Here is a 25,613-nt window from a genome sequence, read left to right as displayed (position 1 = left end):
GGGGGGCGGGGGGGGCGGCCCCGCCCCCCCCCCCCGGGGGGGGGGGGGGCGGGGGGCCCCCCCCCCCCCCCGCCCGGCGCCGCTTTCATACCCGCCCGGTTTCGTACCCGCCCGGTCCCGACTTGCATCCGGAAACGACTCAAGGCCCGGATCCCATGGGATCCGGGCCTTGAACCTTCAGTAGCGGGGACAGGATTTGAACCTGCGACCTCTGGGTTATGAGCCCAGCGAGCTACCGAGCTGCTCCACCCCGCGTCGGTAAACCTCACTGTACGGGGAGGTCGACGGCAGATGCAAATCCGTTAACGGGTGCACCCGGACGGGGCACACCCGGCCCGGATCGACGCCCCCCGGGCGCCGGATCGCCCGACCGGGTCGCCCGACCAAGTCGGACGATCCGGTCAGGCGGAGAGTTCCTCGGCCAGCGCGTCCCGCAGCCGGGCCGCCCGCTCCGACACCTCCGCCGGACCCAGCTCCATGGCCCGCACGCACCACTTCTGCCCCTCCGAGAGGTCTCCGTGCCGGGCCGCGAGCAACCCCAGCCGCAGGGCGGCCCGGCCGTGGCCGGCGACCGCCGCGCGGGTCCACCACAGGGCGGCCTCTGGCTCGCTGCCCTCGCGGGCCAGCAGCAGCCCCAGGTTGAAGGCGCCGTTGCGCGAGCCCGCCTCCGCCGCCTCCCGGTACCACCGCGCCGCCACCGCAAGGTCGCCCCGCGCGGCGGCCAGCATGCCGACGCGCACCTGGGCCCGGCGGTGCCCCTGCTCGGCGGCCCGCTCGTACCACTCCTCGCTCTCGGTCCGCGCGACCCCGCCCGCCGGCTCGCCCAGCGCCACCGGCTCCGGCGGCGGGGCCAGCGACTCCAGCAGCGAGGCCAGCCGGAAGGCCGCCTCCGCACTGCCGCCGCCCGCCGCGCACCGCAGGTGCCGTTCGGCGGCCCGCTCCTCACCGTCGCGCACCAGGGCGATGCCGACCTGGAGCGCCGCGTCGGTGTGCCCGGCCGCGGCGGCCCGCTCGTACCACTTCAGCGCCGTGCGGTCCTCGTCCCTGCTGGCGAAGAGGATCCCGAGGTTGAAGGCGGCGTCCACGCTGCCGGCCTCGGCCGCCTTGGAGAACCAGGGTTCGGCCCCGGCCGCGTCCCCGCCCTGCAGGAGCAGGATCGCGAGGGCGTTGGCGGCTTCCCGGTGTCCGGCGTAGGCGGCCCGGCGGTACCACTGCTCGGCCTGCGCGGTCCGGTCCTGTGCGGCGCACAGCAGAGCGAGGTTGTACGCCCCGTTCTGGTCGCCCGCGTCCATGGCGGCCCGGTACCAGCGCTCCGCGGTCTGGGTCTCCCCCCGAGCGGCGTGCAGCGCGCCGAGCGCGTTCGCGGCGTTCCCGTCGCCGTCCTGGGCGGCCCGGTGCCACCAGGTCGCCGCGCTCTCCTCGTCCCCGGCGTCGCGCAGCAGGAAGCCGAGGGCGCAGGCCGCCCGGGCCTCGCCCTGCTTCGCCGAGCTCAGGTACCAGCGGCCGGCCTCCTTCAACTCGCCGCGCGCCTCCAGCAGGGCGCCCAGGTGCAGGCCGGCCCGCCGGTGGCCGCGCGCGGCGGCCTGCCGGTACCACTGCTCCGCCTCCTTGGGGTCGCCCTTGCGCAGGTGCCGCGCCAGCCGGTACGCCGCTTCGCGGTGCCCCTGCTCGGCGGCGGCCCGGAACCAGCGCTCGACGCCCTTGTCCCCACGGTGTTCCAGCAGGTCGGCCAGCCCGTAGGCGCCCAGGGCATGACCGGACTCCGCCGCCTGGCGCATCCAGTACTCGGCGGCGGGTTCGTCCCCGCGCTCGCGGTAGTGACGGCCCAGGGCGTGCGCGGCGGGGGCGGACCCGGCGACGGCGGCGACCCGCCACCAGCCGGCGGCCTCGTCGGGGTGGCCGCGCTGGTGCAGGAGGACGCCGAGGTTGTTCGCGGCGGCGCGGTCCCCTTCCCCGGTGGCGCCGCGCAGGTAGGGTTCGGCACCGGCGAGGTCACCGCGGCGCAGGAGGAGGGCCCCGAGCACGCTCATGGCTCCGGGGTCGCCCTTGTCGGCGGCCACCCGGTGGCGTGCCTCCAACTCGGCGTCGGTGGCCCCTTCGGCCTCTCCGAACGCTTCCTCCGCGAACGCCGCATCGGTCAGTGCGTTGTGCGCGTCAAAAACCTGAGCCGCCCCACCGGCTTCCGTGACCGACTCGGTCTCCGCCCTCACAAACCGCCCTGTCTCCAGCAGAGTTGACCTGTCCCCCATAAATCCCATCGTCGCATCACCTGCTACCCGCGTACACCTGGTATGTCGCAGCCAGTGAGGTCACTACAGCGTTTTGTCGACATGCCCACAGAGAGACAAGTCAAACACGCTCCGACCCCAACTCACCCGCCCCAGTGACCCCGTGTTCTCCGAATCACCCCGCACGGCCCCCCGCGAGCCGGTCCGGGCATGACGAAGGCCCGGATCCCATTGGATCCGGGCCTTCGTCTTCAGTAGCGGGGACAGGATTTGAACCTGCGACCTCTGGGTTATGAGCCCAGCGAGCTACCGAGCTGCTCCACCCCGCGTCGGTGAAACCACAGTATCACGACGCGGGACGGAGCCATTACCGCGTTGTCGCTAGCCGCCCGGCTTGGGGGTCGCCGCCTTGGCCTCGGCGTCGATCGCCCGCTTCAGCGCGGCCTCCAGGTCGTCCTGGGCCTTGCCGTAGGCGGACCAGTCGCCGGCCTTCATGGCCTTGTCGGCCTCCTCGACGGCCTTCTGCGCGTCGGAGAGGGCCGCCTTGACCGTCGGGTCCTGGGGTACGGGCTGCTGCGGCGTGCCGTCGCCCGGCGGCTGGTCCGGGTTGGTCGGCGTCGTCGGCACGGTCGGCGCCGCGGCTCCGAAGACCACGTTCAGCGCCTTGTCGAGGGTGTCCTCGAAGGCCGTCTGGCCGCCGTAGGTCACCAGCACCTTGCGCAGCAGCGGGTACTTCAGGCCGGAGCTGCGGACGTAGACGGGCTCCACGTAGAGCATGCCGCCGTCCAGGGGCACCGCGAGCAGGTTGCCGTACTCGATCTCCGAGTCACCACCGCGCAGGAGGCGGATCGACTCGGCGATCTTCGGTTCGGACTGGAACTTGCTCTGCACCTGCCCGGGACCGTCCGGCGGCTTGCTCGTCGGCATCTTCAGGATGCGGATCTTGCCGTAGTCCGGCGTGCCCGGATCGGCGTTGACCGCCATGAAGGCGCTGAGGTTGGGCCGCTCGTTCGGCGTGAACGTCGTGGTGAGCGAGAAGACCTGGTCCTTCTCCTGCTGGCCCGGCATCTTCATCGACAGGTAGTACGGCGGGACCGCCGTGCCGGCCTTGGTCGTCGGGTCGTCCGGGACGGCCCAGGCCTCGCTGCCGCTGAGGAAGGTCTGCGGGTCGGTGACGTGGTACCGGGTGAGCAGCTCGCGCTGGACCTTGAAGAGGTCCTGCGGGTAGCGCAGGTGGTCCATGAGCGGCTTGGAGATCTCGCTCTTGGTCTTGACCGTGCCCGGGAACGCCTTCATCCAGGTCTTCAGGACCGGGTCCTCGGTGTCCCACTGGTACAGGTTGACCGTGCCGTCGTACGCGTCGACGGTGGCCTTCACCGAGTTGCGGATGTAGTTGACCTGGTTCTCCTGGGCCACCACCGCGCGCTGGCTGTTGGTCAGCGAGTCCGCGGTGCTCCGGCCCAGCGTGGTCCGCGAGGCGTACGGGTAGCCGTTGGTGGTCGTGTACGCGTCGACGATCCAGACGACCCGCTTGCCGATGACGGCCGGGTAGGGGGCGCCGTCGATGGTCAGCCACGGGGCGACCGCCTCGACGCGCTCCTTCGGCGTGCGGTGGTACAGGATCCGCGAGCCCTCGCCGATGGCCCCGGAGTACAGGATCTGCGGCTCGCTGAAGGACAGGGCGTACGCGGCGCGGTTGAGCGGGTTGTCGAGGTTGACGCCGGAGTTGCCCTTGTAGCTCGTCTCCTTCTCGCCCTTGTCGTCCGAGTAGTCGAGCTCCTTCTGCGGTCCGCCGACGATCGAGTACTGCTTCGTCTGCTCGCCGTAGTAGATGCGCTGCTCGAAGTCCGTGCCGAACATGCCCTTGGAGGGCAGGTCGGACTGGGTGAAGTCGGGAGCGCCCTGGTCACCGACGGTGGTGCCCTTGGCGGCGACCACGCCGTAGCCGTGGGTGTACTTGAAGTGGTCGTTGATCCAGTTGTTCTTCGGGATGCCGCCGATGTTCAGCTCGCGGAGCCCGATCACCGTGTCCTGGCCGCTGTACCGGTCCACGGCGAGCGTGGACGGGAAGCCGTAGTAGCCCTTGACCTGCTGGAGCTGCTGGAAGGCCGGCGAGACGATGTTCGGGTCGAGGAGGCGGACGCTGGCCGTGGTGTCGGCCGCCGTGCGCAGCTTGGTCCGGTCCTCCGTCTGCGGGGTGCCCGGGTAGTCCTTGACCTCGGACCCGGCGATCCCGTAGGCGTCGCGCGTCGCCTTGATGTTCTTCTCGACGTACGGCGATTCCTTGGCCTGCTCGTTCGGCTGGACCTGGAACTTCTGCACGATCGCCGGGTAGAGCCCGCCGATCAGGATCGCCGAGAGGACCATCAGGCCGAAGCCGATGACCGGCAGCTGCCAGGTGCGGCGCCACAGGGTGGCGAAGAAGAGGACCGCGCAGATCGCGGCGATCGCGACCAGGATGGTCTTCGCCGGGAGGTAGGCGTTGGCGTCGACGTACCGCAGGCCGGTCCAGTTGTCGGCGGCCTTGAAGTCGCTGGACTTCACCGCGAGGCCGTACCGGTCGAGCCAGTACGCGATGGCCTTCAGGGTGACGAAGAGGCCGAGGAGCACCGACAGGTGGCCGGTCGCGGCGGCGGTGGCGCGGGCGCCCGGGCTGGTCACGCGCAGGCCGCCGTACAGGTAGTGCACGACGACGGCGGCGATCACCGACAGCACGACCGCGGCGAAGCCGAAGCCGAGCAGGAAGCGGTACCAGGGCAGGTCGAAGGTGTAGAAGGACACGTCAAGGTTGAACTGGGGGTCCTTGCGCCCGAAGGGCACCCCGTTGACGTACATCAGCCAGGTCTTCCACTGGCCGGCCGCCGAGGCGCCCGCGATCAGTCCGACGATCACGGCGATGCCCAGGAGCAGCCACTTCTTGTACGCGGCGATGCTCATCCGGTAACGGTCGAGGCTCTGCTGCTCCAGCGACATCGCGCTCAGCGGCGGCCGCAGCCGGTGCGCCAGCCAGATGTTCAGCCCGACCGCACCGGCCATCAGCAGGCCGAAGACGGCGAAGAGACCGATCTTGGTCCACAGGGTGGTGGTGAAGACGGTGGAGTACTTGACGGAGCGGAACCAGAGCCAGTCCGTCCAGAATCCGGCGAACATGATGAACGCCATGGCCAGGACGGCCAGGACGCCCAAGGTCGTCAGAAGAGTCCGGGCGCGCCGGGAGGGGCGGCCGACTCTCATCCGTGGCCCGGAGGGGCCTCCGCCGCGGTCCGGCATCTGGAAAGCCAAGGTGCGCACCTCGAAAGTCGCTGAGTCTGGGTACTGAATATGGGTACTGCGTCCGGGTACTGCGTCCGGTACTGGAAGAGCGGAGCCGGGTCCCCGATGGTAGGGCCCACTCTTGCAACTTACGGAGGCTTTAGTCAGTTCCCGGTAACCGGGGGAAAGGAGGCAGGATGTTGTCCATGTCCAACCTTTCTCCTTCCCCCGGCACGCCGATGGCCGCCACCCCGCTCACCCGCGCCGTCCTCGAAATCGACGAGTACGCCTCCACCCTCGGCTGGGACAAGCCGGCCCGGCTGTTCGCCCTGGTCGACACCGCCCGGCTGCGCAAGCAGGAACCCGGTCTGGCCCGTCAGCTCGGCCTCGACCAGGACGACACCGGCAAGAGCCAGCTCACTCCGATCGAGCAGGACTCCGTACCGGCCGGGACCCCGCTGGACAAGTTCCTGGGAACCATCGCGTGGCCCGCCGCGATCGTCGGCTGCGCCCTGACGGTGGAGCGGCTGATGCTGCCGCCGTCCGCGGAGGCCTCCGTACCGGAGGGGTTGAGCGACAAGCAGTTGGCGAAGTGGGTCGCCGCGCACCCGGACCGGCAGGAGGTCCGGCTGACCGTGGGGGTGCTGCGCGACGGTTCGCGGGAGTCCGCCGTGCGGCTGCGGGAGAAGGACTCCTCCAACGAGGTGCTGACGGGCGCGACCCTGGTGCCGGGTCTCGCCGAGGCCTTGGCCGCCACCTTCCTCGACTAGGACGGGCGGGTCGGGCGCGGGCCCTCCTCCTGCGGCGTGCGGTCATGAAGCCTGAGGTCAGAGGGCCGTGGGTCAGGAAGTGGTGCACCGCGGGAGGCCGGCGGTGTCCCCCTTGGAGAGCTTTTGCAGTGCCTTCGTCGCGTCGTCGATGGTGGAGACCTTGATCAGGGTCAGCCCGTCGGGCACGTGGGAGGCGGCGGAGGCGCAGTTCTCGGCCGGGGTCAGGAAGTATTCGGCCCCGGCCTGACGGGCTCCGATGGTCTTCATCTGGATGCCGCCGATCGGTCCGACCTTGCCGCTGTCGTCGATGGTTCCGGTGCCCGCGACGAACTTGCCGCCGGTCAGGTTTTCCGGGGTGAGCTTGTCGACGATGCCCAGGGCGAACATCAGGCCGGCGCTGGGGCCGCCGACGTCGGCGAGCTTGATGTCGATCGGGAACGGGAAGGTGTGGTCGGTCCCGGCCCGGATGCCGACGATGGCGTGGCCGTCGTCCTCCGCCTTGCCCGCGGTGATCGTGATCTTGGCCGTGGTGGTGGGCTCGCGGTTCGCGCGTTCCGCCTCGGCGGCGTCCTTGGCGGGGACGACGATGAACTCGACCGGCTCGCCGGGCTTGTGCTTGGTGACGAGCTTGGCCACGTCGGCGGGGTCGGTGACCTGGGCTCCGTCGACGGACTTGATCACGTCTCCGGCGTGCAGCTTGCCCTCGGACGGGCCGCCCTTGACCACCGAGGAGACGATCACGCGGGCGTTGACCGGGATGCCCAGCTGCTTGAGCGCGGCGACCTTGGCGCTCTCCTGCGACTGGCTGAACTCCTCGGCGTTCTCCTGCGTGGATTCCTTGTCCGTCTTGCCGTTCGGGTACAGGTTCTCGTGCGGTACGACGATGTTGTCGCCGGCCGCCCAGCCGTACACCGCTTCCAGCAGGTTCATGTCGTAATCGGCGCCGGTGACGCGGACCGTGGTCATGTTGAGGTGACCGGTGGTCGGGTACGTCTTGTGCCCCGAGATGCTCAGGACCGGCTCGCCGTGCGAGTCGCCGAGCGTGTTCACCGTGGGGCCCGGGCTCATCTCGGAGTAGGGGACCTTGATGAACACCCCGACGCAGAGCAGCACGAACAGCATGAGGGTGGAGGCGAGCATCGTCGCGGTGCGGCGTGGCATGAATCGACAGTACGGGACGGCCTCGGAGGGCGGCCCGTGGGGCCGGTCCGTACGGGGGCCCGTCGGGGAACTCTCAGCGGATTCTCAGCCGGCTCACCGGGACGCTCGGACGGCGTCGGAACCGGAGTGCGCCTTTTCCTTCGTCGGGACCTGATCGGCCTTGCCCATGGCCTCGCGGAATCTCGCGTAACCGGCGAGTTCGGATATGTCGCCCTGCGTGCGGTCGCGAGCCGCCCAGCTGCCCCATATCGCGGCGCCGATCGCGGCGAACAGCGGAATGAGCAACCACGCCAGTGATGCCATGAACGTGCCTCCCTGCCCCGAAAGTACGTGTCGTTGGTGGCTTCAACGCTCGTGCCCGGAAAGGGGTTACGCAAATCGAGGGCGTGTTGCGCGGCCGAACGGGTGCGAGGCTACCCCCTTGCGGGGGAAGCTCCGCGCCCGGGGGCTTCGGAGGGCGTTCGGCGGTTCTTCAGCAGGCGCCGACCCATTCCTCGGTGCCGTCGCTGAAGGTCTGGTGCTTCCAGATGGGGACCTCGTGCTTGAGGTCGTCGATCAGCATCCGGCAGGCCTCGAAGGCCTCGCCGCGGTGCGGGCAGGAGACGGCGACGACGACGGCCAGGTCGCCGACGGACAGGTCGCCCACGCGGTGGACGGCGGCGAGGGCGCGGACCGGGAACTTCGCCACGACGCGCTCGGCGACGCGGCGCATCTCGGCCTCCGCCGTCGGGTGGGAGGAGTAGCCGAGGGAGTCGACGTCGGCGCCGGCGTCGTGATTGCGCACCGTGCCGACGAACAGGGTCGTGCCTCCCGTCGAATCGTCGCCGACGGCCTTGAAGACCTCGTCGATCGAGAGCGGGGTCTCACGGATGTCGAGCAGCCGGATCGGGTCCGGAGCGGCCTGCTCACCTGGGTGGTCGAAGTGCGGTGCCATGTCATCCATCGTGCCTCAGCCGATGACATGGCGGTATAGCCGATTCGCCCGGCGCGGGCCCGCCCGGTTGGGAGCCTCCTACAGGCACGGGCCCCGCCCGGCCGGGGTGCGTACGTACCCGGGCGGGTCGGGCGGGCGCGGGGAGCTGCGCGGACGGTCGGGAACGGCCTAGATGCCGCGGCGCTTGCGGGCGCGGCGGACGGCGGCGGCCGCGCCGAGCAGGGCGACCGTCGCTCCGGCGGCTCCGGCGGCCGTGGCGGCGTCCTTGCGGCCCAGCCGGCGGCCCGCGACGGTGTGCCGGCCCGACACCTCCTGGAGCAGCTCGGCGAGCACCTCCTCGTTGGTCCAGCGGGGTCGCCAGCCCGCCGCGTGCAGCCCGCTGACGCTGACCACCCACGGGTGCATCGTGTACGCGAGGTCCCCGGCCGGGGACGGGGTCAGGCCGATCCGGTGCAGCCGGGCCGCGGCGCCCAGGGCGACGGCCGAGGGGAGCTCCATGCGGCGGATGCCGCTCAGCTCCTCCACCTCCTCCTGCTCCAGCCAGCCCTCGCAGCCGACGGCCAGCTCGCCCTCGGCCTTTTCCAGGGCGGCGTACTCCAGGGCGCTGACCAGGTCCTCCACGTGACAGAACTGCCAGGTGGGCCGGGATCCCGCGACGACGAGCAGCCGCGGGGACTCGAAGTACCGGGTCAGCGCGGTGTCGGTGCCGCCGACGAGGACCGCCGGGCGGACCACCGTCACGTTCAGCCCGGGGTGCGCGCGCGGGGCCCTGCGCCCGAGCCGCTCGATCTCCAGGAGGTCGCCGACGCCGGTGGCCTCGGCGGTGGCGCGCAGCTCGGAGTCCTCCGACAGCGGGATGTCGTTGTCCGGGAGGGCGCCATAGACCATGGCGGAGGTGCACAGCACGACCCGGTGCACGCCGGCCGCGGCGGCGGCCGTCAGTACGGTCTGGGTGCCGCGTACGTTGTACGCCGTACGGGTCGCGGGGTCGGTTTCCAGGTCGAGGTCCAGCGCGAGGTGGACGACGACGTCGGCGCCGCGCAGTTTCTCGGCGATCGCGGGGTCGCGCACGTCGAGGAGGTGCCAGTGGGCCTCGGCGCAGTCCCCGCGCCGCTCGTCGATGGCGACGACCTGCTTGACCTCGTCGGATGCGGCGAGGCGGGCCACCAGGGCCGCGCCGACGCCGGATGCGGCGCCGGTCACCGCGATCACCGGGCTGCGTCGTCGGGGTTCGGCCTGGTTTCGCGGCTGGCGAACGCCGGGGGCGCTGTCGCCGTGCTCGGAGCGGTTTTCGGCGTCGTGCGGCGCGCGAGCCTGCGGATCTGGGGAACTCACCGGGCATCTCCAGCGGTTGTCTTCAGTAGGGACACGTCGTGACGCGTACCCACCAGGTGATGTCCATCCTGCCGCAGCCCAGGAGTCGGCGGAGCACCGAGCCCGTAAGCGGGTCAGGTGTCTACGCTGGGTGGTGTTGCCGGACCATCGCCGTCGGCTCCCGCCGGCGGCCCTACGAGCCGAGGAAACCCGTGAGCGACACCCCATTCGGATTCGGCCTTCCGCCGGAGGAGCCGGAGAACGGCGACGAGGGCAAGAAGGGCGGCCAGGGCGGCCCCGCGAATCCGTTCGGGTTCGACCCCTCCGCTCTTCCGGGCGGCGCGGACAATCCGTTCGCCGCGATGTTCGGTTCCATGAACCCCAACGACCTCGGTGCGGCCTTCCAGCAGATCGGCCAGATGCTGAGCTACGAGGGCGGTCCCGTGAACTGGGACATGGCCAAGAACATCGCCCGCCAGACCGTCGCGCAGGGCACCGCGGACGGCGTGAAGGACGCGAGCGTCGGCATCGCGGAGAAGTCCGCGGTCGAGGAGGCCGTGCGCCTCGCCGACCTGTGGCTGGACGGCGTGACCTCCCTGCCGTCGGGGGCCAACGCGGCCGTCGCGTGGAGCCGCGCCGAGTGGGTCGAGGCGACCCTCCCGGTGTGGAAGGAACTGGTCGACCCGGTCGCCGAGCGCGTCGGCGCCGCGATGGGCGGGGTGCTGCCCGAGGAGATGCAGGCCATGGCGGGCCCGCTGCTCGGCATGATGCGCTCGATGGGCGGGGCGATGTTCGGCCAGCAGATCGGCCAGGCCGTGGGCGTGCTCGCGGGCGAGGTCGTCGGCTCGACCGACATCGGGCTGCCGTTGGGTCCGGCCGGGCGGGCGGCGCTGCTGCCGCTGAACATCGAGAGCTTCGGCAAGGACCTGGGCGTTCCCTCGGACGAGGTGCGCCTGTACCTGGCGCTGCGCGAGGCGGCGCACGCCCGACTGTTCGCGCACGTGCCGTGGCTGCGCTCGCACCTGTTCGGTGCGGTGGAGGGCTACGCGCGGGGCATCAAGGTCGACACCTCGAAGCTGGAGGACGCGGTCGGTCAGCTCGACCCGTCGAACCCGGAGCAGCTGCAGGAGGCGCTGGCGGGCGGCATGTTCCAGCCGGAGGACACCCCGGAGCAGAAGGCCGCCCTGGCCCGCCTGGAGACGGCGCTCGCGCTCGTCGAGGGCTGGGTCGACGCCGTCGTGCACGAGGCGGCCAAGCCCCGGCTGACCTCGGCGGACGCCATGCGCGAGACCATGCGTCGGCGTCGTGCCTCGGGCGGTCCCGCCGAGCAGACCTTCGCGACGCTGATCGGCCTGGAACTGCGTCCGCGCCGGCTGCGCGACGCCTCCCGGCTGTGGGCCTCGCTCACCGACGCGCGGGGCGTGGACGGACGCGACGGGCTGTGGGAGCACCCGGACATGCTGCCGACCGCCTCCGACCTGGACGACCCGGACGGGTTCGTGCACCGCGAGCAGCTCGACTTCTCCGAGATCGACAAGATGCTCGGTGAGGCGGCCGAGAAGCGCGAGCGTCCCGAGGGCGAAGGCGAAGGCGAGAAGTGAGCCTGCACGAAGACGCGGTCCTCGTCCTGAAGCGGTACGAGGACCAGCCCGAGCTCCGCGCCCTGTACCTGGAGCACCTGGAAGCCCATCCGGACGGGGTCTACAAGCCCTGCACGGCCGGGCACGTCACGGGCAGCGCGCTGGTCGTCGACCCGACGCGGGGCCGGGTCCTGCTGACCCTGCACAAGAAGCTCGGCATGTGGCTGCAGATGGGCGGGCACTGCGAGCCCGGTGACGCCACCCTCGCCGACGCGGCGCTGCGCGAGGCCGTCGAGGAGTCGGGGATCGCCTCCGGGCTGACCCTGCTGCCCGGCGGTCCGGTGCGGCTGGACCGGCATCCGATCCCGGCGCCGTGCAACTGGCACCTGGACGTGCAGTACGCGGCGCTGGCTCCGGCCGGCGCGGTGGCGGAGATCAGCGAGGAGTCCCTGGACCTGCGCTGGTTCCCGTACGAGGAGGTCGCGGCCGTGGCCGACACCTCCGTGGTGCGGCTGCTCGAGGCGACGCGGGCCCGCCTGGGCGGCTGAGGCCGATGTGCGTGAGGGGGCGGACCCGATCGGGTCCGCCCCCTCACGCACTGCCCGTCCGCGCCGTGCTAGTTCCAGGCGTTGTTCTGGTTCTGGGCGTGGGCGCCGTGCTGGCCCATCCCGAACTGCGCGGCCGCGCCCTGTCCGACCTGGGCGTTCTGCGGCGGCAGCACCTCGCTGGGCTGCACGAGCGCGAAGCCCGTGCCGAGGAAGCTGAGCTCCCAGCCCTCACCCGTGTTGCCGCGGCGCCGCCACACCCCGGTGGAGTGCGTCTGCGCCTGCATCTGCACGCGCAGCGAGGTCGACCAGGCGACGATCGCGTCGGCGTCGGCGTTGACGTACTTGTCCGGGGTGACCTGCATCATCAGGGGCTGCCCGGAGGTCATCAGGGCCACCTTGCCGCGGCCGCTGATGTTGAGCTGGTACTTGCCGGAGCCGGAGATCCCGTACTGGCTGTCGACGGCGATGGCCTCGGTGTGCAGGGTGGAGTCGAGGGCCAGCACGTAGCTGCTGTCGACGGTGAGGCCGTCCTGGTCGACGTCCACGACGTGGACGTACTGGGCCAGGTTGGCCAGGTAGACCGTGCCCTGCCCCGAGCAGCGCATCAGGTCGAGGCCCTCGCCGGTGCGGGCGCGGGCGTTGCGCTGGTTGGTGCTCTGGTACTCGCCGTCGAAGTCGATGATGCCCTGGTAGGCCACCATCGCCCCCTTGCGGGCGAGGACGTCGTCGGACCCGGTCAGGGAGACCCGCAGGAGCTGGGGGTTCTGGACGGTGTACCGGTCCTGGGACTGCGCTTCCGCGTAGCCGAAAAGTGCGCTCTGCATGATGTGTCCGCTCCCCCTCAGCCCCGGGTCCGGAGCCGGTCGGTGCTGTCCTCGCTGGGCTGTACGACGACGATGCCCTGGCCGGAGAAGGCCATCTGGTAGGCCTCCCCGCTGCCCCGGCCGATCATCGACGAGGCCTTGAAGCTCCGCTTCCCCTTGATCTTCAGGTTCGGGGACCAGGCGACGAGCGCGTCCGGGTCGACGTACGTCTCGTCGTCGCCGCGGCCGCAGTCGACCACGATCGGGGTGCCGCGGGAGGTGATCGCGACCCATCCGGTGCCGGAGATCTGCACGTTGAACAGGCCCTGGCCGGCGAACTTCGCCATGCCCTTGACCCGCTCGACGCCCCATTGGAGATGGGCGTCGAAGGCGAGGAGGTTGGTGCCGTTGACGGACAGGGCGTCGTTGTTGAGGTTGATCACGACGACGTCCGCGCCGTAGTCGGCCAGGTAGAGCAGGCCGTCCCCGGACGCCTTCATGATCGGGGCACCCTCGCCGGTCAGCCACTGCGAGGCCATCTGGCGGACGGCGGGCGGGTTGGGCTCGTACTGGACGAAGCCCTCGTACGCGACCATCGAGCCGGTGCGGGCGAAGAGGTCCTGGCCGCTCTGCATGGCGACCTTGAGCATGGCCCGGCCGTGGTTCTCCATGCGGGCCGTGACGGGGGTGGGGGCGTAGCCCGCGAGTTGCTGGTTCATTGCGTTCATGGCGTTCATGTGGGGCTCCCTCAGACCTCGTACGGCTGGACGACGATGAAGTTGCCGGGGGCGCCGCGGAACTGGAGGTTCACGGTCTCCCCGCTGTGGCCGGGATAGGCGTTGCGGCGCAGCCGGACCTGGCTGGAGATGATCACCTGGGAGGCGGCCGACCAGGCGACGATGGCGTTGCTGTCCGCGAACGTGGTCGGGGTGACCGGCAGGACGACGGGGATGCCGTGCGTCTTGATGATGACCGTGCCGGTGCCCTGGAAGAGCATGGTGAACAGGGCGCCGCCGGGGATGCCGTGGCCCTCGATGCGGCGGACCTCGTGCTGGAGGGACTCGTCGAACGCGAGGACGCTCTCGGCGGAGACGCAGATCCCGTCGCCCTGGAGCTCGATGGCGTGCAGGTGGGCGCCGTTCTCGGCGAGGAACACCTGGCCGCGGCCGGTGCAGCGCATCAGCTGCATCTCCTGGCCGGTGGCGTTGCCGACGACGCGGCCCGCGAACCCCGCGCCCTTGTAGCTGAAGTCGACCTTGCCCTGGTAGAGGACCATGCTGCCCTGGCGGGCGAGGACGCCCTGGCCGCCCATGGACAGGTCGACCCGCATGAGCTGCTGGTTCTGCGGGGTCCAGCGGGCGCCCGTGGGCGCCTCCTTGTACGGCTGGAGCGCGGCGGCGAGCCCGGCTCCGGCCTGCGGGGCCTGGCCGTGTGCCGGCTGCCGGCCGTAGCCGGGCTGCTGGCCGTACGGGGGCGGCTGCTGGCCGGGGATCTGGCCGTACGAGGGCTGCGGCGGCTGCTGCCCGTAGGGCGCGGGGGCCGGGGGCGGGACCTGACCGCCGTACGAGGGCTGCGGCTGCTGCCCGTACGCGGGCGGGCCGGGCTGCTGCGGCGGGTGCGGCGGGTGGCCGTAGGGCGCGGGGGCCGGCGGAGCCAGCGGGGCGACCATGGTCGGGGCGCTGTGCACCGGAGCCGGCGCCGGGGGCTGCTGCGGGGCGGGTGCCTGCGGCTGCTGCGCCGGGCCGCCGAAGGACGGCGCGGGGGCGGGCGGCTGCGGGGCGTGGGGCTGCTGGGCCGGGGGCTGCTGGGCCGGGGCCCCGAAGGACGGGGTGGGGGCGGCGCCCTGCGGCGGCGGGGCGAACCCGGGCGTCGCGGACGGCTGCGGCTGCGCCGGCTGCGGCTCCTCCTCGGCGACCTCGCCGCCGAAGTTCTGCAGCAGCGCGGCGAGCCCGCCGTCGAAGCCCTGCCCGACGGCGGCGAAGCGCCACACGTCCTTGAGGTAGAAGTCGCCGATCATCAGCGCGCGCTCGGTGCTGAACTCGGAGCCGTTGAACGAGTAACGGACGACTTCCTCGCCGCCGGCGACGATCCGGATGTAGCCGGGGCCGATCTGAGACATCTGCCCGGCGCCGTCGAGCGTGGCGCTGAAGGAGAGCCGGTGGATGGAGGCCGGGATCCGGTCGAGGGTCACCCGGAAGGATTCCGTGTCACCCGCCTGCGGGCCGAGCTGCTGGATGGACTCCTCCGGCGACTTCGGCTGGTTGAAGAAGACGAAGTAGCGGTCGTCCGAGAGCTGCTCGTTCGCGTCGAGGCCGAAGCAGCTGATGTCGAAGGTGAGCCCGGGCCCGGAGATCTGGACGCCCACGTACAGATCGGTACCCGCCGTCAGATCACTGATCTTGGCCTTGTGGCCGCGTTGGAATTCCCTGGCCATACGTCCGACCGTCCCCCATCCCGACTGTGAATGTGTGCCGCGGCATGCGTGCCGGTGCCTGCGTGCCGCTCAGGCTAACGGCTCCTGCCGACATCCGGCCAAGTCGGTACCGACCCGGTACAAACCGTGTTCCGGAGCCCCGACTCATTCCTCGCGGGGGCCACGGCTCATTCCTCGCGGGAGGCCGGAACCTTCGGGAGGCGCTCGGCCGCGACCACTCCTTCGAGGTATCCCCGGGCCCTTTCGGTCTTCGGGTACGCCTCCAGCAGCTCCCAGAAACGGGGGCCGTGGCCGGGCACGAGGAGGTGGGCCAGCTCGTGCAGCAGCACGTAGTCGACCACGTACTCGGGCATGCCCTGGAGCCGGTGCGAGAGCCGGATGCTGCCCTCGGCGGGGGTGCAGGATCCCCACCGGGTGTTCTGGTTGGTGACCCAGCGCACCGAGCGGGGGCGGGCACGGGCGCCGAAGTACTGCTCGGACAAACGCTCGGCGCGTTCGGTCAGTTCCGCGTCGCCGAGGGTCCGTTTGCTCTCCTGGGCGGCGAGCTTGTCCAGCATCACGCCCACCCAGCGGCGCTCCTCCGCCTCGGACATCCGGGCAGGGATCAGGACGACCGTCCGGTCGCCCTCACGGTAGGCGGAAACGGTCCTGCGGCGGCGCGCGCTCCGGCGGACTTCGACGGCGCGCTGCGGTGGATCGGCGGACACGCGTCGAAGGTACCCGGTCGTCGTGGTGGAAGTCCCGCGCGTCCGGGGTTCGAACGTGATCGATTCGCCGCGGATTCGGGATCGAATACCGGAAACACTCCTTTTCTCCATCTCATATGCCTAATACCCCTCGCCTGTGGACAAACTTCGGCACGCGCGGCGAGGGGCGGGCATGGTGGCGGAAAGCGGTGAATCGGGACCGACGGATCCATGGGGGATCAGGTGGGGATCCGGGCACCGGGGGTTCCGGATCAGGCCGGGATCCGGGGATGCGCAGGGTGAAGGGGGAGGTCATGTATCCGAAGGTGAAGCCCGCGCTGGCGCGGGCCTGGCGGGATCTGCAGACGGTTCAGTTCGGGGTCACCCCGGCCCATGCGGTGGTGCTGGGTCCGGTGGACACGGCCACCGGCGCGCTCATCGACCGCATCGACGGGACGCGGAGCATGGAGTTGCTGCGCTCGGAGGGCGTCGGGATGGGGCTGCCGCAGGGGCGGGTGGACGAACTCGTGCGGCGGCTGGCGGGGGCCGGGCTGCTGGACGACGTCACCGCGGGCGGGCCGCGGGCCCAGGCCGTGCGGCGCCGGCCGGAGACGCTGGAGCGGCTGGGGCCCGATCTGGGCTCGCTGTCGTTGGTGCGGCGGGAGCCCGGCGGTGACTTACGGGGTGTCGCGGCGCGCCGGGCGATACGGGTCCAGGTGCGCGGGAGCGGGCGGGTCGGGGCGGTGATCGCCGCAGTGCTGGCGGGGGCGGGGGTGGGCCGGGTCGAGGTGCTCGACGGGGGGCGGGTGGTACCGGCCGATGTGGCTCCGGGCGGGCTGGGTGCCGCGAGCGTCGGCCGGCTCAGGGCCGAGGCGGCGGGGGCGCTGGTGCGGGACTCCGCGCCGGGGCGGGGACCGCGGGCCGGCGATGCGGCCGGGCCGGAGCCGGGGCTGGCGCTGGTGGTGGTCGCTCCCCGGGACGGGCTGCGGTCCTGGGCGCCGGATCCTCAGGAGGCGACCGACTGGGTGGCCACCGGCACCCCGCACCTGTACGCGGGGGTGCTGGAGGGGACCGGGCTGGTGGGACCGCTGGTGCTACCGGGGTCCACGGCGTGCGCCGGGTGCATGGAGCGCGACCGGGTCGACCGGGATCCCGCCTGGCCGAGGATGCTCGTGCAATGGCGCTCGGCGCACCGCCGCCGGGCCACGGCCGCCTGCGATGTGGGCCTGTCCACGGCGGTGGCCGGCCTGGCCGCGGCCCACGCCCTGTCCTTCCTCGACGGGGAGGTGCCCGCGTCGGCCGGGGCCCGCTGGGAGGCCGCGCTGCCGGGCCTGTCCTGGGACCGCTCGGCGGTGTGGCCCCACCCGGACTGCCCCTGCGGGGCGGCCACGGCCGGGGAGCAGGCGCCGGCCCCGGTCCTGGCGCCGCGTCCCGCCCCGGGGCCCGAACGCGGCGCCGGGAGGGCGGCCGGTTCCGGTGGGGGCGGCGGCGGTGGCGGTGGCGACAGTGGCGGTCGAGTGGCGCTGCAGAACGTCGGTGCAGGATCGGGCGCGGACCTCCGGAGTCGGCCATGACAGGATGCGTCGGTGCCGAGGATCGCTTTGAACCGCCGCTTGCGGCACAGCTGTCTGGGAACTGGAGGGGCGCATGTCTGATCTTCCCCGGAAGGCCGTCACCCGCACCGTCAAACTGGCCGCGCTGCCACTCGGGATCGCCGGCCGCGCCACCTGGGGCCTGGGCAAGAGGATCGGCGGCAAGTCCGCCGAGATCGTCGCCCGGGAGCTCCAGCAGCGCACCGCCGAGCAGTTGTTCCGTACCCTCGGCGAACTGAAGGGCGGTGCCATGAAGTTCGGGCAGGCCCTTTCGGTGTTCGAGTCGGCGCTGCCCGAGGAGGTCGCCGGGCCCTACCGGGCGGCGCTGACCAAACTTCAGGAGGCGGCTCCACCGCTACCGGCGGCGCGGGTCCACGAGGTGCTGGCGGAGCGTCTGGGCGAGGACTGGCGCGAGCTGTTCGAGGAGTTCGAGGACAAGCCGGCTGCGGCCGCCTCGATCGGGCAGGTCCACCGGGCGGTGTGGCACGACGGCCGGCAGGTGGCGGTGAAGGTCCAGTATCCGGGGGCCGGCGAAGCGCTGCTGTCGGACCTCAAGCAGCTGGGCCGCTTCGCGGGGCTGCTCGGGCCGCTGATTCCCGGCATGGACATCAAGCCGCTGATCACCGAGATGCGCGAGCGGGTCTCGGAGGAACTGGACTACGAGCTGGAGGCGGAGGCGCAGCGCACGCACGCGGACGCCTTCGTCGACGATCCGGACGTGTTCGTGCCGGATGTCGTGTTCCAGGGCGACGAGGTGCTGGTGACCGAGTGGATGGAGGGCACTCCGCTTTCGGAGGTGATCGCCGACGGCACCCAGGAGGAACGCGACAGCGCCGGGCAGTTGCTGGCCCGGTTCCTCTTCTCCGGTCCCGCCCGGACGGGGCTGCTGCACGCGGACCCGCATCCGGGCAACTTCCGCCTGATAACGGGGGCGGACGGCCGGACGCGGCTGGGCGTGCTGGACTTCGGCACCGTCGACCGGCTGCCCGGTGGCTGGCCCAAGCCCATCGGCCGGTCCCTGCGGATGACGTTGGACGGGGACGCCGAAGGGGTCTACGGGCACCTGCGGGCCGAGGGCTTCGTCCGGGATTCCATCGACCTCGATCCCCAGGCGGTCCTCGACTACCTCAAGCCGATCATCGAGCCCGCCGAGGCCGAGGAGTTCACCTTCACGCGGACGTGGCTGCGCGGGCAGGCCGCTCGGATCGCCGACCCCCGCTCCCCCGCCCACCAGTTGGGGCGCCAGATCAACCTGCCGCCGTCGTACCTGCTGATCCACCGGGTGACGCTGAGCACGATCGGTGTGCTGTGCCAGCTGGGCGCGACGGTGCGGCTGCGGGACGAACTGACCACCTGGCTGCCGGGGTTCGGGGCGCAGGACCGACCGGCGTAGGCCGGTCCGGGCCGGGCCGGGCCTTCGTCGGGCGGAGGGCCGTCACCGGGGGCGGCCGTTCACCACCAGGCGGAGTCGAGGCGGCCCTCGATGGCGCGCAGGTTGGCCCGCGCGCAGTCGACGCAGAAGTACTGCCTGGTCCCGTTCTCCACGGAGCAGGTCCAGGTGGGCGGGGCGCCGTCGGGGGCGGAGGTTCCGCAGCGCGCGCAGATGACGGGCTGGGCCTCGGGTCCCGGCGGGGCGGGGTGGGGAGTCGGCTGGTCCACCCGCAGACGATATCCCCGCGGGCCGGGAGTGGAGCGGGGGGCGCACCGGGGGGCCGGTCCGTTCGGACCGGCCCCCCGGGTACTGCGTTTGTTCGGCTGTGTCAGCCGTCAGTGCATGACGGCCATGGCCAGCGCGCGCTTGGCGCGCAGCGACACGCGCTCGGCCCGACGCTGCATGCGCCGCGCGGCGACCAGGCGCAGGGCGTGACGCTCGGCGTCCGCCTCACGCATGCGGTCCTCCATATGGGCACGGGCCAGGGCTTCTGGGATGAGTTGCATTTCGCGGGTCCTGTTCTGACGCGAGGTGATCGCGCCGGCGGTGATGAAGTCTGCGGTGGCGGAGCCGTGCGGCTGCTCGCTCGTGGTGGTGTTGGGGGACATGAGGGCCTGCTTCAGGGGGTCGCGCGTCAGGGGGCGGTCGATGGTTCCGATGGCGGTCATGCCGCTGCAACCGGGTTCTTGCGCGGACGACCACGCGGCCGCTTGCGGGCCACGACGACGCCCTGGACGAAGAGCTCTCCACCCCAGACGCCCCAGGGCTCGCGGCGCTCCTTGGCACCGGCGAGGCAGGCCTCGACGAGCGGGCAGGTGCCGCAGAGCGACTTGGCGTACTCGACGTCGGCCGGGGACTCGGCGAAGAAGACCTCGGGGTCGAAGGTGCGACAGGGAACCGGTACGCCGAGGTTCTCGATGGCGTCGTCGAGCGCGGTGAGCGCGGTGAGGGGGATCAAGGTGGAGTCCTCCGGGACTGCGGGCGGGGAGATCGTTTGGGTCTGCGGTACGGACGGGGCGTGCGCTTCGAGTTGCACGGTGTTTGTCTTCCTCGTCTTGTTCGGCTAGTCGTTCCGGCCTGTTGGCCGGGGGCGGCTCGGCTGCCAACTCACACCGACTGGTTCTGCCAGTCCCGAGGCCCCTTCGCTCCGTCGTCCCCGTTCGGGGACAAACAGAAGGGCCGCGGATCCCGGGTGGGGTTCCGCGGCCCTGAAGGCGCCGGCCTGATCGTGAGATCAGGCTGGATCACTCCAGGGTTCGAGCCCGCGGAAGGCCCACATCAGGTGGTGCTGCTGCTTCGTCGTCTGCTTCGTCCGAGCTCCGGCACCGGCTGCGGCCGCGAAGCCATAGGCGCCATGCGCCTGGGCTTCGGCTACTGCCACCAGTGCCTTGGTCGGTCGCTCATTGCGCTCACTGACGGGAAGGACCGCCAGCAGGGCAGGGCTGTCGGCGCAAATCGCGGACAGACCGGTACCCAGGGGAGAGACGGAGCCGAGCAGGCAGGAAGCGTCGACCGAGCGATCGGTCATTTTGGTGAAGGTCATGAAGCTGGTCACTGGTCTCGCCTCCTCTCGGCGTCTCGGGGACCCTGCCCGAAGGCCGGTCCCATGCGTATTCGGATAAGTACAGCACGGATCCAGGGCTTCGGAGAAGCCACCGTTTCCGTTGCTAAGAACCTATGGGGATTCGCTGGGCATGTGCAAACTATTTTTCCGACGAGTTTCTACGCGTCGTCAGGATCCTCGCCCGCAGGGTCCTGGCCTGCGCAGATGGCCAGGACATCGGCTCCGTACCGGTCGAGCTTGCGGCCACCCACGCCGGAGATCATCGAGAGCTCGCCCGCCTCGGAGGGAGCGGCCTCCGCGATCGCCATCAGCGTCTTGTCCGTGAAGACGCAGTAGCCGGGCAAACCCTGGGCCTTCGACTGGACGGCCCGCCACGTGCGCAGCCGCTCGTAGAGGCCTTCGTCCATGTCGGACGGGCAGTCCTCGCAGCGCATCAGTTTGATGTCCCCGGCCTCGGTCAGGGTCCTGCCGCAGACGCGGCACAGCGCGGGCCCGCGGCGGGTGCGCTTGCGCCCGCTCCGGTCGGCCGCGGCGCCGGGAGCCGTTCCCGGGGCCGCGGAGCCCGGCCGCAGGCCGTTCAGGAAGCGGCTGGGGCGTCGGGAGGCCCGGCCGCCGGGAGCCCGGGAGAGCGCCCAGGAGAGCGTCAGGTGGTGACGGGCCCGGGTGACGCCGACGTAGAGCAGGCGTCGTTCCTCCTCGACCTGCTCGTCGGTCTTCGCGTACGTGATCGGCATCATGCCGTCGGTGAGGCCGGCGAGGAACACCGCGTCCCACTCCAGGCCCTTCGCGGCGTGCAGCGAGGCCAGGGTGACGCCCTGGACCGTCGGGGCGTGCTGCGCGGCCTTGCGCTCGTCCAGCTCGATCGTGAGGTCGGCGAGGGTGGCCCCGGGGCGGCTGCGGGCGAAGTCCTCCGCGAGGCGCACCAGCGCCGCCACCGATTCCCACTGGTCGCGGACGGCGCCGGACCCGGTGGGCGGTTCGGCGGTCCAGCCGGTGGAGCTCAGTACGGCCCTGACCTGGGAGCCCAGCTCGACGACGTCCTCCAGGAGGGGGTCGCTGCTGCCTCCGGAGCGGGCGGCTCCGCGCAGGGCGAGCACGGCCTTCTGCACCTCGTTGCGCTCGAAGAAGCGCTCGGCGCCGCGCAACTGGTAGGGGACTCCGACGTCGGCGAGGGCCTGCTCGTACACCTCGGACTGGGCGTTGATCCGGTAGAGCACGGCGATCTCGCCGGCGGGGACGCCCGCGGCGATCAGGTCGCGGATCCGACCGGCGACGCCCTCGGCCTCGGCGGGTTCGTCCGGGTACTCGGCGTAGACCGGGTCGGGGCCGGGCTCGCGCTGGGAGATCAGCTCCAGGCGGTGTTCGGCGGCGCGACCCTTGGCCTGGTTCAGCAGCCCGTTGGCGAGGTGGACGACCTGGGGGGTGGAGCGGTAGTCGCGGACCAGCTTGACGACGGTGGCCTGCGGGTAGCGGGTGCGGAAGTTCAGCAGGTGGTCGGGGGTCGCGCCGGTGAAGGAGTAGATCGTCTGGCTGGCGTCGCCGACGACGCACAGGCTGTCGCGGTCGCCGAGCCACAGTTCGAGGAGGCGCTGCTGGAGGGGGCTGACGTCCTGGTACTCGTCCACCACGAAGTGCTGGTACTGGCTGCGGATCTGTTCCGCGATGTCGTGGCGGTCCTGGAGGATGCCGACGGTCAGCAGCAGCACGTCCTCGAAGTCGATCATGCCGCGGTCGCGCTTGAGCTGTTCGTACGTCCCGTAGATCTGGGCGATCTCGGCCATGTCGCGGGGGGCCTCGCGACCCGCCTTCACGGCGGTGGCCGGGTAGTCGGCGGGCACGGTCTGGGTGACCTTGGCCCACTCGATCTCCCCCGTCACGTCACGCAGTTCGTTGCGGTCGAGGCGGATGCGGCAGCGCGCCCCGGCCTCGGCGACGAACTGGATCTTCCGTTCCAGCAGCCGGGGTACGTCGCCGCCGACCGCCCGCGGCCAGAAGTACTGGAGCTGGCGCAGGGCCGCGGAGTGGAAGGTCCGCGCCTGGACGCCGCCCGCGCCGAGGGTGCGCAGGCGACCGCGCATCTCACCGGCGGCGCGGTTGGTGAAGGTGACCGCCAGGACACTGGCCGGCATGAGCTGCCCGGACCGGACGCCGTAGGCGATGCGGTGGGTGATGGCCCGGGTCTTGCCGGTGCCCGCGCCCGCCAGCACGCACACCGGTCCGCGCAGGGTCGTGGCGACCTCGCGTTGCTCCGGGTCGAGGCCCAGGAGCACGGCGTCGGCGGCGTCTGCGTCGGCCGGGAAGGGGGAGGAGTGCGTTGCTGATGTCACCCCGCCATGCTGCCAGGTCCGGTGGGGCGGGCGGGAAATCCGTCCACAGGCCCGACCTGTTCTTCGTACCGGTGGGGAGGCCCGGGCGGGGTGGGGGGCCGGTCGGGGAATGGCGCGGCGGTCCCGTGCGTTCGAGTACTCGGACCACCGAGGCCCCCACGAAGGAGAGCGCAGCATGCAGGACACGGGCACCGTCACGATGTACAGCACGACCTGGTGCGGCTACTGCAACCGGCTGAAGAAGCAGCTGGACCGGGAAGGCATCGCGTACAACGAGATCAACATCGAGCTCGACCCGGCGTCCGCCGCGTTCGTGGAGAAGGCCAACGGCGGCAACCAGACCGTTCCGACCGTGCTCGTGAAGTCGGCGGGCGGCAACGAGTCCGTCATGACGAACCCGAGCCTGGCCCAGGTCAAGCAGGCCCTCGCCGTCTGATCCGCGATCCGTCGCGGTACTCGGCGAAGGCCCCCGCCTCATGGCGGGGGCCTTCGCCGTGCCGGCGACGAGCGACCACGCCGGACGTGGTCGCCGGCCGCCTCCGCGACTGTGACGAAACTTACGCGACCGGCGGGCGCGGCAGCGGCTTGCCGTACCAGAGCTCGACGAGCCGGGCCGCGATGGAGATGCCACCGGCGGGCGGCGTGACCTCGCCCCTCTCGATCGCCTCGGCGAGGTCCGCGCGGGAGAACCAGCGGGCCTCCTCGATCTCCTCCCCGTCGACGGTGATCTCCGAGGTCACGGCGCGGGCGGTGAAGCCCAGCATCAGGCTGTACGGGAACGGCCAGGGCTGGCTGGCGATGTACTCGACCTCGCCGACCTTGACGCCCGCCTCCTCCCACACCTCGCGGATCACCGACTGCTCGATCGACTCGCCCGGCTCCACGAACCCGGCCAGCGTCGAGAAGCGGCCCTCCGGCCAGTGCACCTGGCGGCCCAGCAGCGCGCGGTCCTGGTCGTCGGTGACCAGCATGATCACGGCCGGGTCGGTGCGCGGGTAGTGCTCGGCGCCGCAGCCCGGGCAGCGGCGGATGTGCCCGGCCGCCGCGACGACGGTGCGCTCGCCGCAGCGGGAGCAGAAGCGGTGCATCCGCTGCCAGTTCTCCAGCGCCACGGCGTGGACCATCAGCCCGGCGTCGCGGGGGTTCAGCAGGAGCCCGGCCTCGCGCAGTCCGGCCGGGCGGGCCGACTGGTCAATGCGGCCCGGCAGGGAGTCCTTCTGCAGCGCGAAGTACCGTACGCCGTCCTCGTCGGTGCCCAGGAAGTAGCGGTGGGTCTCGGTGACCGGGGCCTCGAAGGCCGGGGTCATCACGATGCCGGTGCCGCCGTCGGGGGTGTCGTCGATGAGGACCTGGCCGCCGGAGACGACGAAGACACGGGTCGTCGGGTGGCTCCAGGCGGCGGCCAGCCACGCCTCGTCGAGCCGGTGGTGGGCGGCGCGGTCGATTCCGCTGGGCGCGGCCAGCGTGATCGGACGCTCGGTATGGGTGCTCACTGGTACTTCCAACTCCCCCGGTGGTGGGACAAGGCAGGCGTGGCGGTGGGTGGGTGTGCGGGCGGGCTCGGCGGGTCCTCGGGGACTCAGCCGGTCTTCCAGTGCTCGGCCAGGTCGCCCCACAGGTGGGCGGTGGTCTCCACGCCCTTGAGGAGGAGGTCGATCTCGACCTTCTCGTTCGGCGAGTGCCAGCCGTCGGAGGGTACGGAGATCCCGAGGAAGAGGACGGGCGCGTCCAGGACGTCCTGGAGGTCGGCCGCCGGTCCCGAGCCGCCCTCGCGGGTGAAGCGGACCTGCCGGCCGAAGGCGCGTTCCATGGACCGTACGACGGACTGGAGCGCCGGGTGGTCCAGCGGTGTCAGGCACGGCCGGGTGGGTGCGCCGAAGGTGATGGAGTGCCGGATCCCGTCGGGGACGCGGGCGGCGACCCAGTCCTTCACGGCCGCCTCGACCTCGTACGGGTCCTGCCCGGACACCAGGCGGAACGAGAGCTTCAGGTGGGCGGAGGCGGGCACGATGGTCTTGCCGCCGGGGCCCTGGTAGCCGCCGCCGATGCCGTTGACCTCGGCGGTCGGGCGGGCCCAGACGCGCTCCAGGGTGGAGTACCCGGCCTCGCCGGAGGCGGCGTGCGACTTGGCGGTACGGAGCCACTCGGCCTCGTCGAAGGGCAGCTCGGAGATCAGCCGGCGTTCGGCGTCGCCCAGCTCGGCGACGTTGTCGTAGAAGCCGGGGATCGTGACCCGTTCGTCCTCGTCGTGCAGGGCCGCGACCAGGCGGGCGGCGACGGTGGCCGGGTTGGGCACGGCTCCGCCGAAGGCGCCGGAGTGGATGTCCTGGTCGGGGCCGTGGAAGTCGATCTCGCAGTCGGCGACGCCGCGCATGCCGGTGCACACGGTGGGGGTGGTCTCGGACCACATGCCGGTGTCGGAGACGATCACGACGTCGGCGGCGAGCTGCCGGGCGCGGGCCTCGACGAGGTCGCGGAAGTGCGGGGAGCCGGACTCCTCCTCGCCCTCGATGAGCAGCTTGAGGTGCACCGCGGGAGCGGCGGAGCCGGTCGCGGCGAGGTGCGCGCGCACGCCCAGGGTGTGGAAGAACACCTGGCCCTTGTCGTCGGCGGCGCCGCGCCCGTACATGCGGCCGTCCTTGACGACGGGTTCGAAGGGCTCGGTGTGCCAGCCGTCGGCGAGGGCGGCGGGCTGGACGTCGTGGTGTCCGTAGACGAGGACGCTCGGCGCGTCCGGGTTCTCGGCGGGCCAGTGCGCGAAGACGGCGGGGGCGCCGTCGGTCGGCCAGACCTCGACGACCGGGAAGCCGGTCCCGGTGAGTTTCGCGGCGAGCCAGTCGGCGCTGCGGCGTACGTCGTCCGCGTGTTCGGGCTGGGCCGACACGGAAGGGATCCGCAGCCACTCGGCGAGGTCGTCGAGGAAGGCGGTGCGGTGGGTGTCGATGTACGTGCGGACGACGCTGTCCGCCTGGATCTCGCTCATGCCCC

At 71.8% G+C, this 25,613-nt stretch carries 23 protein-coding genes and 2 tRNA genes; 6 read left to right on the top strand and 19 right to left on the bottom strand.

Going from position 1 to position 25,613, the window contains the following annotated elements:
* Positions 1–181 precede the first annotated feature (181 nt).
* The 4 genes from ACFY0I_RS02560 to ACFY0I_RS02545 all read right to left on the bottom strand — a co-directional run bounded on the left by ACFY0I_RS02560 (position 182) and on the right by ACFY0I_RS02545 (position 5,498).
* Positions 182–255: transfer RNA gene (locus ACFY0I_RS02560), tRNA-Met, on the bottom strand.
* A 146-nt stretch (positions 256–401) separates the two neighbouring features.
* The gene (locus tag ACFY0I_RS02555; RefSeq protein WP_388889035.1) at positions 402–2,258 is read right to left on the bottom strand and encodes a sel1 repeat family protein; all 1,857 of its coding nucleotides are present in this window, start codon (positions 2,256–2,258) and stop codon (positions 402–404) included.
* A gap of 225 nt (positions 2,259–2,483) precedes the next feature.
* Positions 2,484–2,557: transfer RNA gene (locus ACFY0I_RS02550), tRNA-Met, on the bottom strand.
* A gap of 52 nt (positions 2,558–2,609) precedes the next feature.
* Positions 2,610–5,498, bottom strand: coding sequence for a UPF0182 family protein (locus ACFY0I_RS02545; RefSeq protein WP_388889325.1), 2,889 nt, complete (start codon positions 5,496–5,498; stop codon positions 2,610–2,612).
* 179 nt (positions 5,499–5,677) lie between these two features.
* Here ACFY0I_RS02545 and ACFY0I_RS02540 point away from each other — a divergent pair, with 179 nt between their 5' ends.
* Entirely contained in the window at positions 5,678–6,250 is a 573-nt protein-coding gene (locus tag ACFY0I_RS02540) for a PPA1309 family protein (protein WP_383995551.1), read from the top strand.
* Positions 6,251–6,322: 72 nt separating this feature from the next.
* On the opposite strand, the gene ACFY0I_RS02535 is transcribed toward ACFY0I_RS02540, so the two are convergent.
* The 4 genes from ACFY0I_RS02535 to ACFY0I_RS02520 form a co-directional block, all read right to left on the bottom strand.
* Positions 6,323–7,411 (bottom strand): PDZ domain-containing protein, encoded by a 1,089-nt coding sequence (locus ACFY0I_RS02535; RefSeq protein ID WP_388889032.1) that lies wholly within the window; start codon positions 7,409–7,411, stop codon positions 6,323–6,325.
* A 93-nt stretch (positions 7,412–7,504) separates the two neighbouring features.
* Positions 7,505–7,714: a hypothetical protein gene (locus ACFY0I_RS02530; RefSeq protein WP_388889029.1), complete on the bottom strand. Its 210-nt coding sequence runs from the start codon at positions 7,712–7,714 to the stop codon at positions 7,505–7,507.
* Positions 7,715–7,883: 169 nt separating this feature from the next.
* Entirely contained in the window at positions 7,884–8,345 is a 462-nt protein-coding gene (locus ACFY0I_RS02525; protein WP_388889027.1) for a molybdenum cofactor biosynthesis protein MoaE, read from the bottom strand.
* Between the two features lie 168 nt (positions 8,346–8,513).
* Positions 8,514–9,680 carry an SDR family oxidoreductase gene (locus tag ACFY0I_RS02520; RefSeq protein WP_388889024.1) on the bottom strand — a complete coding sequence of 389 codons (1,167 nt, stop codon included), beginning with the start codon at positions 9,678–9,680 and terminating at the stop codon, positions 8,514–8,516.
* 191 nt (positions 9,681–9,871) lie between these two features.
* Here ACFY0I_RS02520 and ACFY0I_RS02515 point away from each other — a divergent pair, with 191 nt between their 5' ends.
* Both ACFY0I_RS02515 and ACFY0I_RS02510 read left to right on the top strand, forming a co-directional pair.
* Complete coding sequence (locus ACFY0I_RS02515) at positions 9,872–11,260, top strand: zinc-dependent metalloprotease (RefSeq protein ID WP_388889021.1); 1,389 nt, start codon at positions 9,872–9,874, stop codon at positions 11,258–11,260.
* Complete coding sequence (locus ACFY0I_RS02510; RefSeq protein WP_388889018.1) at positions 11,257–11,787, top strand: NUDIX hydrolase; 531 nt, start codon at positions 11,257–11,259, stop codon at positions 11,785–11,787. The genes ACFY0I_RS02515 and ACFY0I_RS02510 overlap by 4 nt, the downstream gene beginning before the upstream one ends.
* A gap of 68 nt (positions 11,788–11,855) precedes the next feature.
* Here the strand turns inward: ACFY0I_RS02510 and ACFY0I_RS02505 are convergent, their stop codons facing one another.
* The 4 genes from ACFY0I_RS02505 to ACFY0I_RS02490 all read right to left on the bottom strand — a co-directional run bounded on the left by ACFY0I_RS02505 (position 11,856) and on the right by ACFY0I_RS02490 (position 15,731).
* On the bottom strand, positions 11,856–12,611 hold the full coding sequence (locus ACFY0I_RS02505; protein WP_362884175.1) for an AIM24 family protein: 756 nt from the start codon (positions 12,609–12,611) through the stop codon (positions 11,856–11,858).
* 17 nt (positions 12,612–12,628) lie between these two features.
* A complete protein-coding gene (locus ACFY0I_RS02500) occupies positions 12,629–13,309 on the bottom strand; it encodes an AIM24 family protein (protein WP_388889323.1) in 681 nt (226 codons plus the stop codon).
* Positions 13,310–13,338: 29 nt separating this feature from the next.
* A complete protein-coding gene (locus ACFY0I_RS02495; RefSeq protein ID WP_388889015.1) occupies positions 13,339–15,024 on the bottom strand; it encodes a TerD family protein in 1,686 nt (561 codons plus the stop codon).
* Between the two features lie 167 nt (positions 15,025–15,191).
* Positions 15,192–15,731, bottom strand: coding sequence for a M48 family metallopeptidase (locus ACFY0I_RS02490; RefSeq protein ID WP_319189193.1), 540 nt, complete (start codon positions 15,729–15,731; stop codon positions 15,192–15,194).
* Between the two features lie 293 nt (positions 15,732–16,024).
* Here ACFY0I_RS02490 and ACFY0I_RS02485 point away from each other — a divergent pair, with 293 nt between their 5' ends.
* Positions 16,025–17,284 (top strand): TOMM precursor leader peptide-binding protein, encoded by a 1,260-nt coding sequence (locus ACFY0I_RS02485; RefSeq protein WP_388889012.1) that lies wholly within the window; start codon positions 16,025–16,027, stop codon positions 17,282–17,284.
* A 73-nt stretch (positions 17,285–17,357) separates the two neighbouring features.
* Positions 17,358–18,695, top strand: a complete 1,338-nt coding sequence (locus tag ACFY0I_RS02480; RefSeq protein WP_388889009.1) for an ABC1 kinase family protein — start codon at positions 17,358–17,360, stop codon at positions 18,693–18,695.
* Between the two features lie 59 nt (positions 18,696–18,754).
* Here the strand turns inward: ACFY0I_RS02480 and ACFY0I_RS02475 are convergent, their stop codons facing one another.
* From ACFY0I_RS02475 to ACFY0I_RS02455, 5 genes are all read right to left on the bottom strand, one after another.
* Complete coding sequence (locus tag ACFY0I_RS02475; RefSeq protein ID WP_388889007.1) at positions 18,755–18,961, bottom strand: hypothetical protein; 207 nt, start codon at positions 18,959–18,961, stop codon at positions 18,755–18,757.
* Positions 18,962–19,069: 108 nt separating this feature from the next.
* Positions 19,070–19,402: a hypothetical protein gene (locus tag ACFY0I_RS02470; protein ID WP_388889005.1), complete on the bottom strand. Its 333-nt coding sequence runs from the start codon at positions 19,400–19,402 to the stop codon at positions 19,070–19,072.
* A complete protein-coding gene (locus ACFY0I_RS02465) occupies positions 19,399–19,770 on the bottom strand; it encodes a WhiB family transcriptional regulator (protein WP_362877507.1) in 372 nt (123 codons plus the stop codon). The genes ACFY0I_RS02470 and ACFY0I_RS02465 overlap by 4 nt, the downstream gene beginning before the upstream one ends.
* A 198-nt stretch (positions 19,771–19,968) precedes the next feature.
* Positions 19,969–20,277 carry a hypothetical protein gene (locus ACFY0I_RS02460; RefSeq protein WP_388889320.1) on the bottom strand — a complete coding sequence of 103 codons (309 nt, stop codon included), beginning with the start codon at positions 20,275–20,277 and terminating at the stop codon, positions 19,969–19,971.
* A 179-nt stretch (positions 20,278–20,456) separates the two neighbouring features.
* Positions 20,457–22,568: an ATP-dependent DNA helicase UvrD2 gene (locus tag ACFY0I_RS02455; protein WP_388889317.1), complete on the bottom strand. Its 2,112-nt coding sequence runs from the start codon at positions 22,566–22,568 to the stop codon at positions 20,457–20,459.
* A 232-nt stretch (positions 22,569–22,800) separates the two neighbouring features.
* Here ACFY0I_RS02455 and ACFY0I_RS02450 point away from each other — a divergent pair, with 232 nt between their 5' ends.
* Positions 22,801–23,061, top strand: a complete 261-nt coding sequence (locus tag ACFY0I_RS02450) for a mycoredoxin (protein ID WP_356874538.1) — start codon at positions 22,801–22,803, stop codon at positions 23,059–23,061.
* A gap of 121 nt (positions 23,062–23,182) precedes the next feature.
* Here ACFY0I_RS02450 and nudC read toward each other — a convergent pair whose 3' ends face one another.
* Positions 23,183–24,130, bottom strand: coding sequence for an NAD(+) diphosphatase (gene nudC / locus ACFY0I_RS02445; protein WP_388889001.1), 948 nt, complete (start codon positions 24,128–24,130; stop codon positions 23,183–23,185).
* A gap of 74 nt (positions 24,131–24,204) precedes the next feature.
* Positions 24,205–25,608: a dipeptidase gene (locus ACFY0I_RS02440; protein WP_388888999.1), complete on the bottom strand. Its 1,404-nt coding sequence runs from the start codon at positions 25,606–25,608 to the stop codon at positions 24,205–24,207.
* Positions 25,609–25,613 lie beyond the last annotated feature (5 nt).

Source organism: Streptomyces sp. NPDC001568 (genome assembly GCF_042893755.1).
Taxonomy (GTDB): Bacteria; Actinomycetota; Actinomycetes; order Streptomycetales; family Streptomycetaceae; genus Streptomyces.
The sequence above is the reverse complement of the archived record's forward strand: the minus strand, read 5'-3'. Positions and strand labels throughout refer to the sequence as shown.

What these genes read in the sequence shown, in the direction of transcription:
- ACFY0I_RS02555 (WP_388889035.1), bottom strand. Translation starts at nt 2,258, where the DNA reads ATGGGATTTATGGGGGACAGGTCAACTCTGCTGGAGACAGGGCGGTTT.
- ACFY0I_RS02545 (WP_388889325.1), bottom strand. Translation starts at nt 5,498, where the DNA reads ATGCCGGACCGCGGCGGAGGCCCCTCCGGGCCACGGATGAGAGTCGGC.
- ACFY0I_RS02540 (WP_383995551.1), top strand. Translation starts at nt 5,678, where the DNA reads ATGTTGTCCATGTCCAACCTTTCTCCTTCCCCCGGCACGCCGATGGCC.
- ACFY0I_RS02535 (WP_388889032.1), bottom strand. Translation starts at nt 7,411, where the DNA reads ATGCCACGCCGCACCGCGACGATGCTCGCCTCCACCCTCATGCTGTTC.
- ACFY0I_RS02530 (WP_388889029.1), bottom strand. Translation starts at nt 7,714, where the DNA reads ATGGCATCACTGGCGTGGTTGCTCATTCCGCTGTTCGCCGCGATCGGC.
- ACFY0I_RS02525 (WP_388889027.1), bottom strand. Translation starts at nt 8,345, where the DNA reads ATGGCACCGCACTTCGACCACCCAGGTGAGCAGGCCGCTCCGGACCCG.
- ACFY0I_RS02505 (WP_362884175.1), bottom strand. Translation starts at nt 12,611, where the DNA reads ATGCAGAGCGCACTTTTCGGCTACGCGGAAGCGCAGTCCCAGGACCGG.
- ACFY0I_RS02500 (WP_388889323.1), bottom strand. Translation starts at nt 13,309, where the DNA reads ATGAACCAGCAACTCGCGGGCTACGCCCCCACCCCCGTCACGGCCCGC.
- ACFY0I_RS02495 (WP_388889015.1), bottom strand. Translation starts at nt 15,024, where the DNA reads ATGGCCAGGGAATTCCAACGCGGCCACAAGGCCAAGATCAGTGATCTG.
- ACFY0I_RS02485 (WP_388889012.1), top strand. Translation starts at nt 16,025, where the DNA reads ATGTATCCGAAGGTGAAGCCCGCGCTGGCGCGGGCCTGGCGGGATCTG.
- ACFY0I_RS02480 (WP_388889009.1), top strand. Translation starts at nt 17,358, where the DNA reads ATGTCTGATCTTCCCCGGAAGGCCGTCACCCGCACCGTCAAACTGGCC.
- ACFY0I_RS02470 (WP_388889005.1), bottom strand. Translation starts at nt 19,402, where the DNA reads ATGACCGCCATCGGAACCATCGACCGCCCCCTGACGCGCGACCCCCTG.
- ACFY0I_RS02460 (WP_388889320.1), bottom strand. Translation starts at nt 20,277, where the DNA reads ATGACCTTCACCAAAATGACCGATCGCTCGGTCGACGCTTCCTGCCTG.
- ACFY0I_RS02450 (WP_356874538.1), top strand. Translation starts at nt 22,801, where the DNA reads ATGCAGGACACGGGCACCGTCACGATGTACAGCACGACCTGGTGCGGC.
- ACFY0I_RS02440 (WP_388888999.1), bottom strand. Translation starts at nt 25,608, where the DNA reads ATGAGCGAGATCCAGGCGGACAGCGTCGTCCGCACGTACATCGACACC.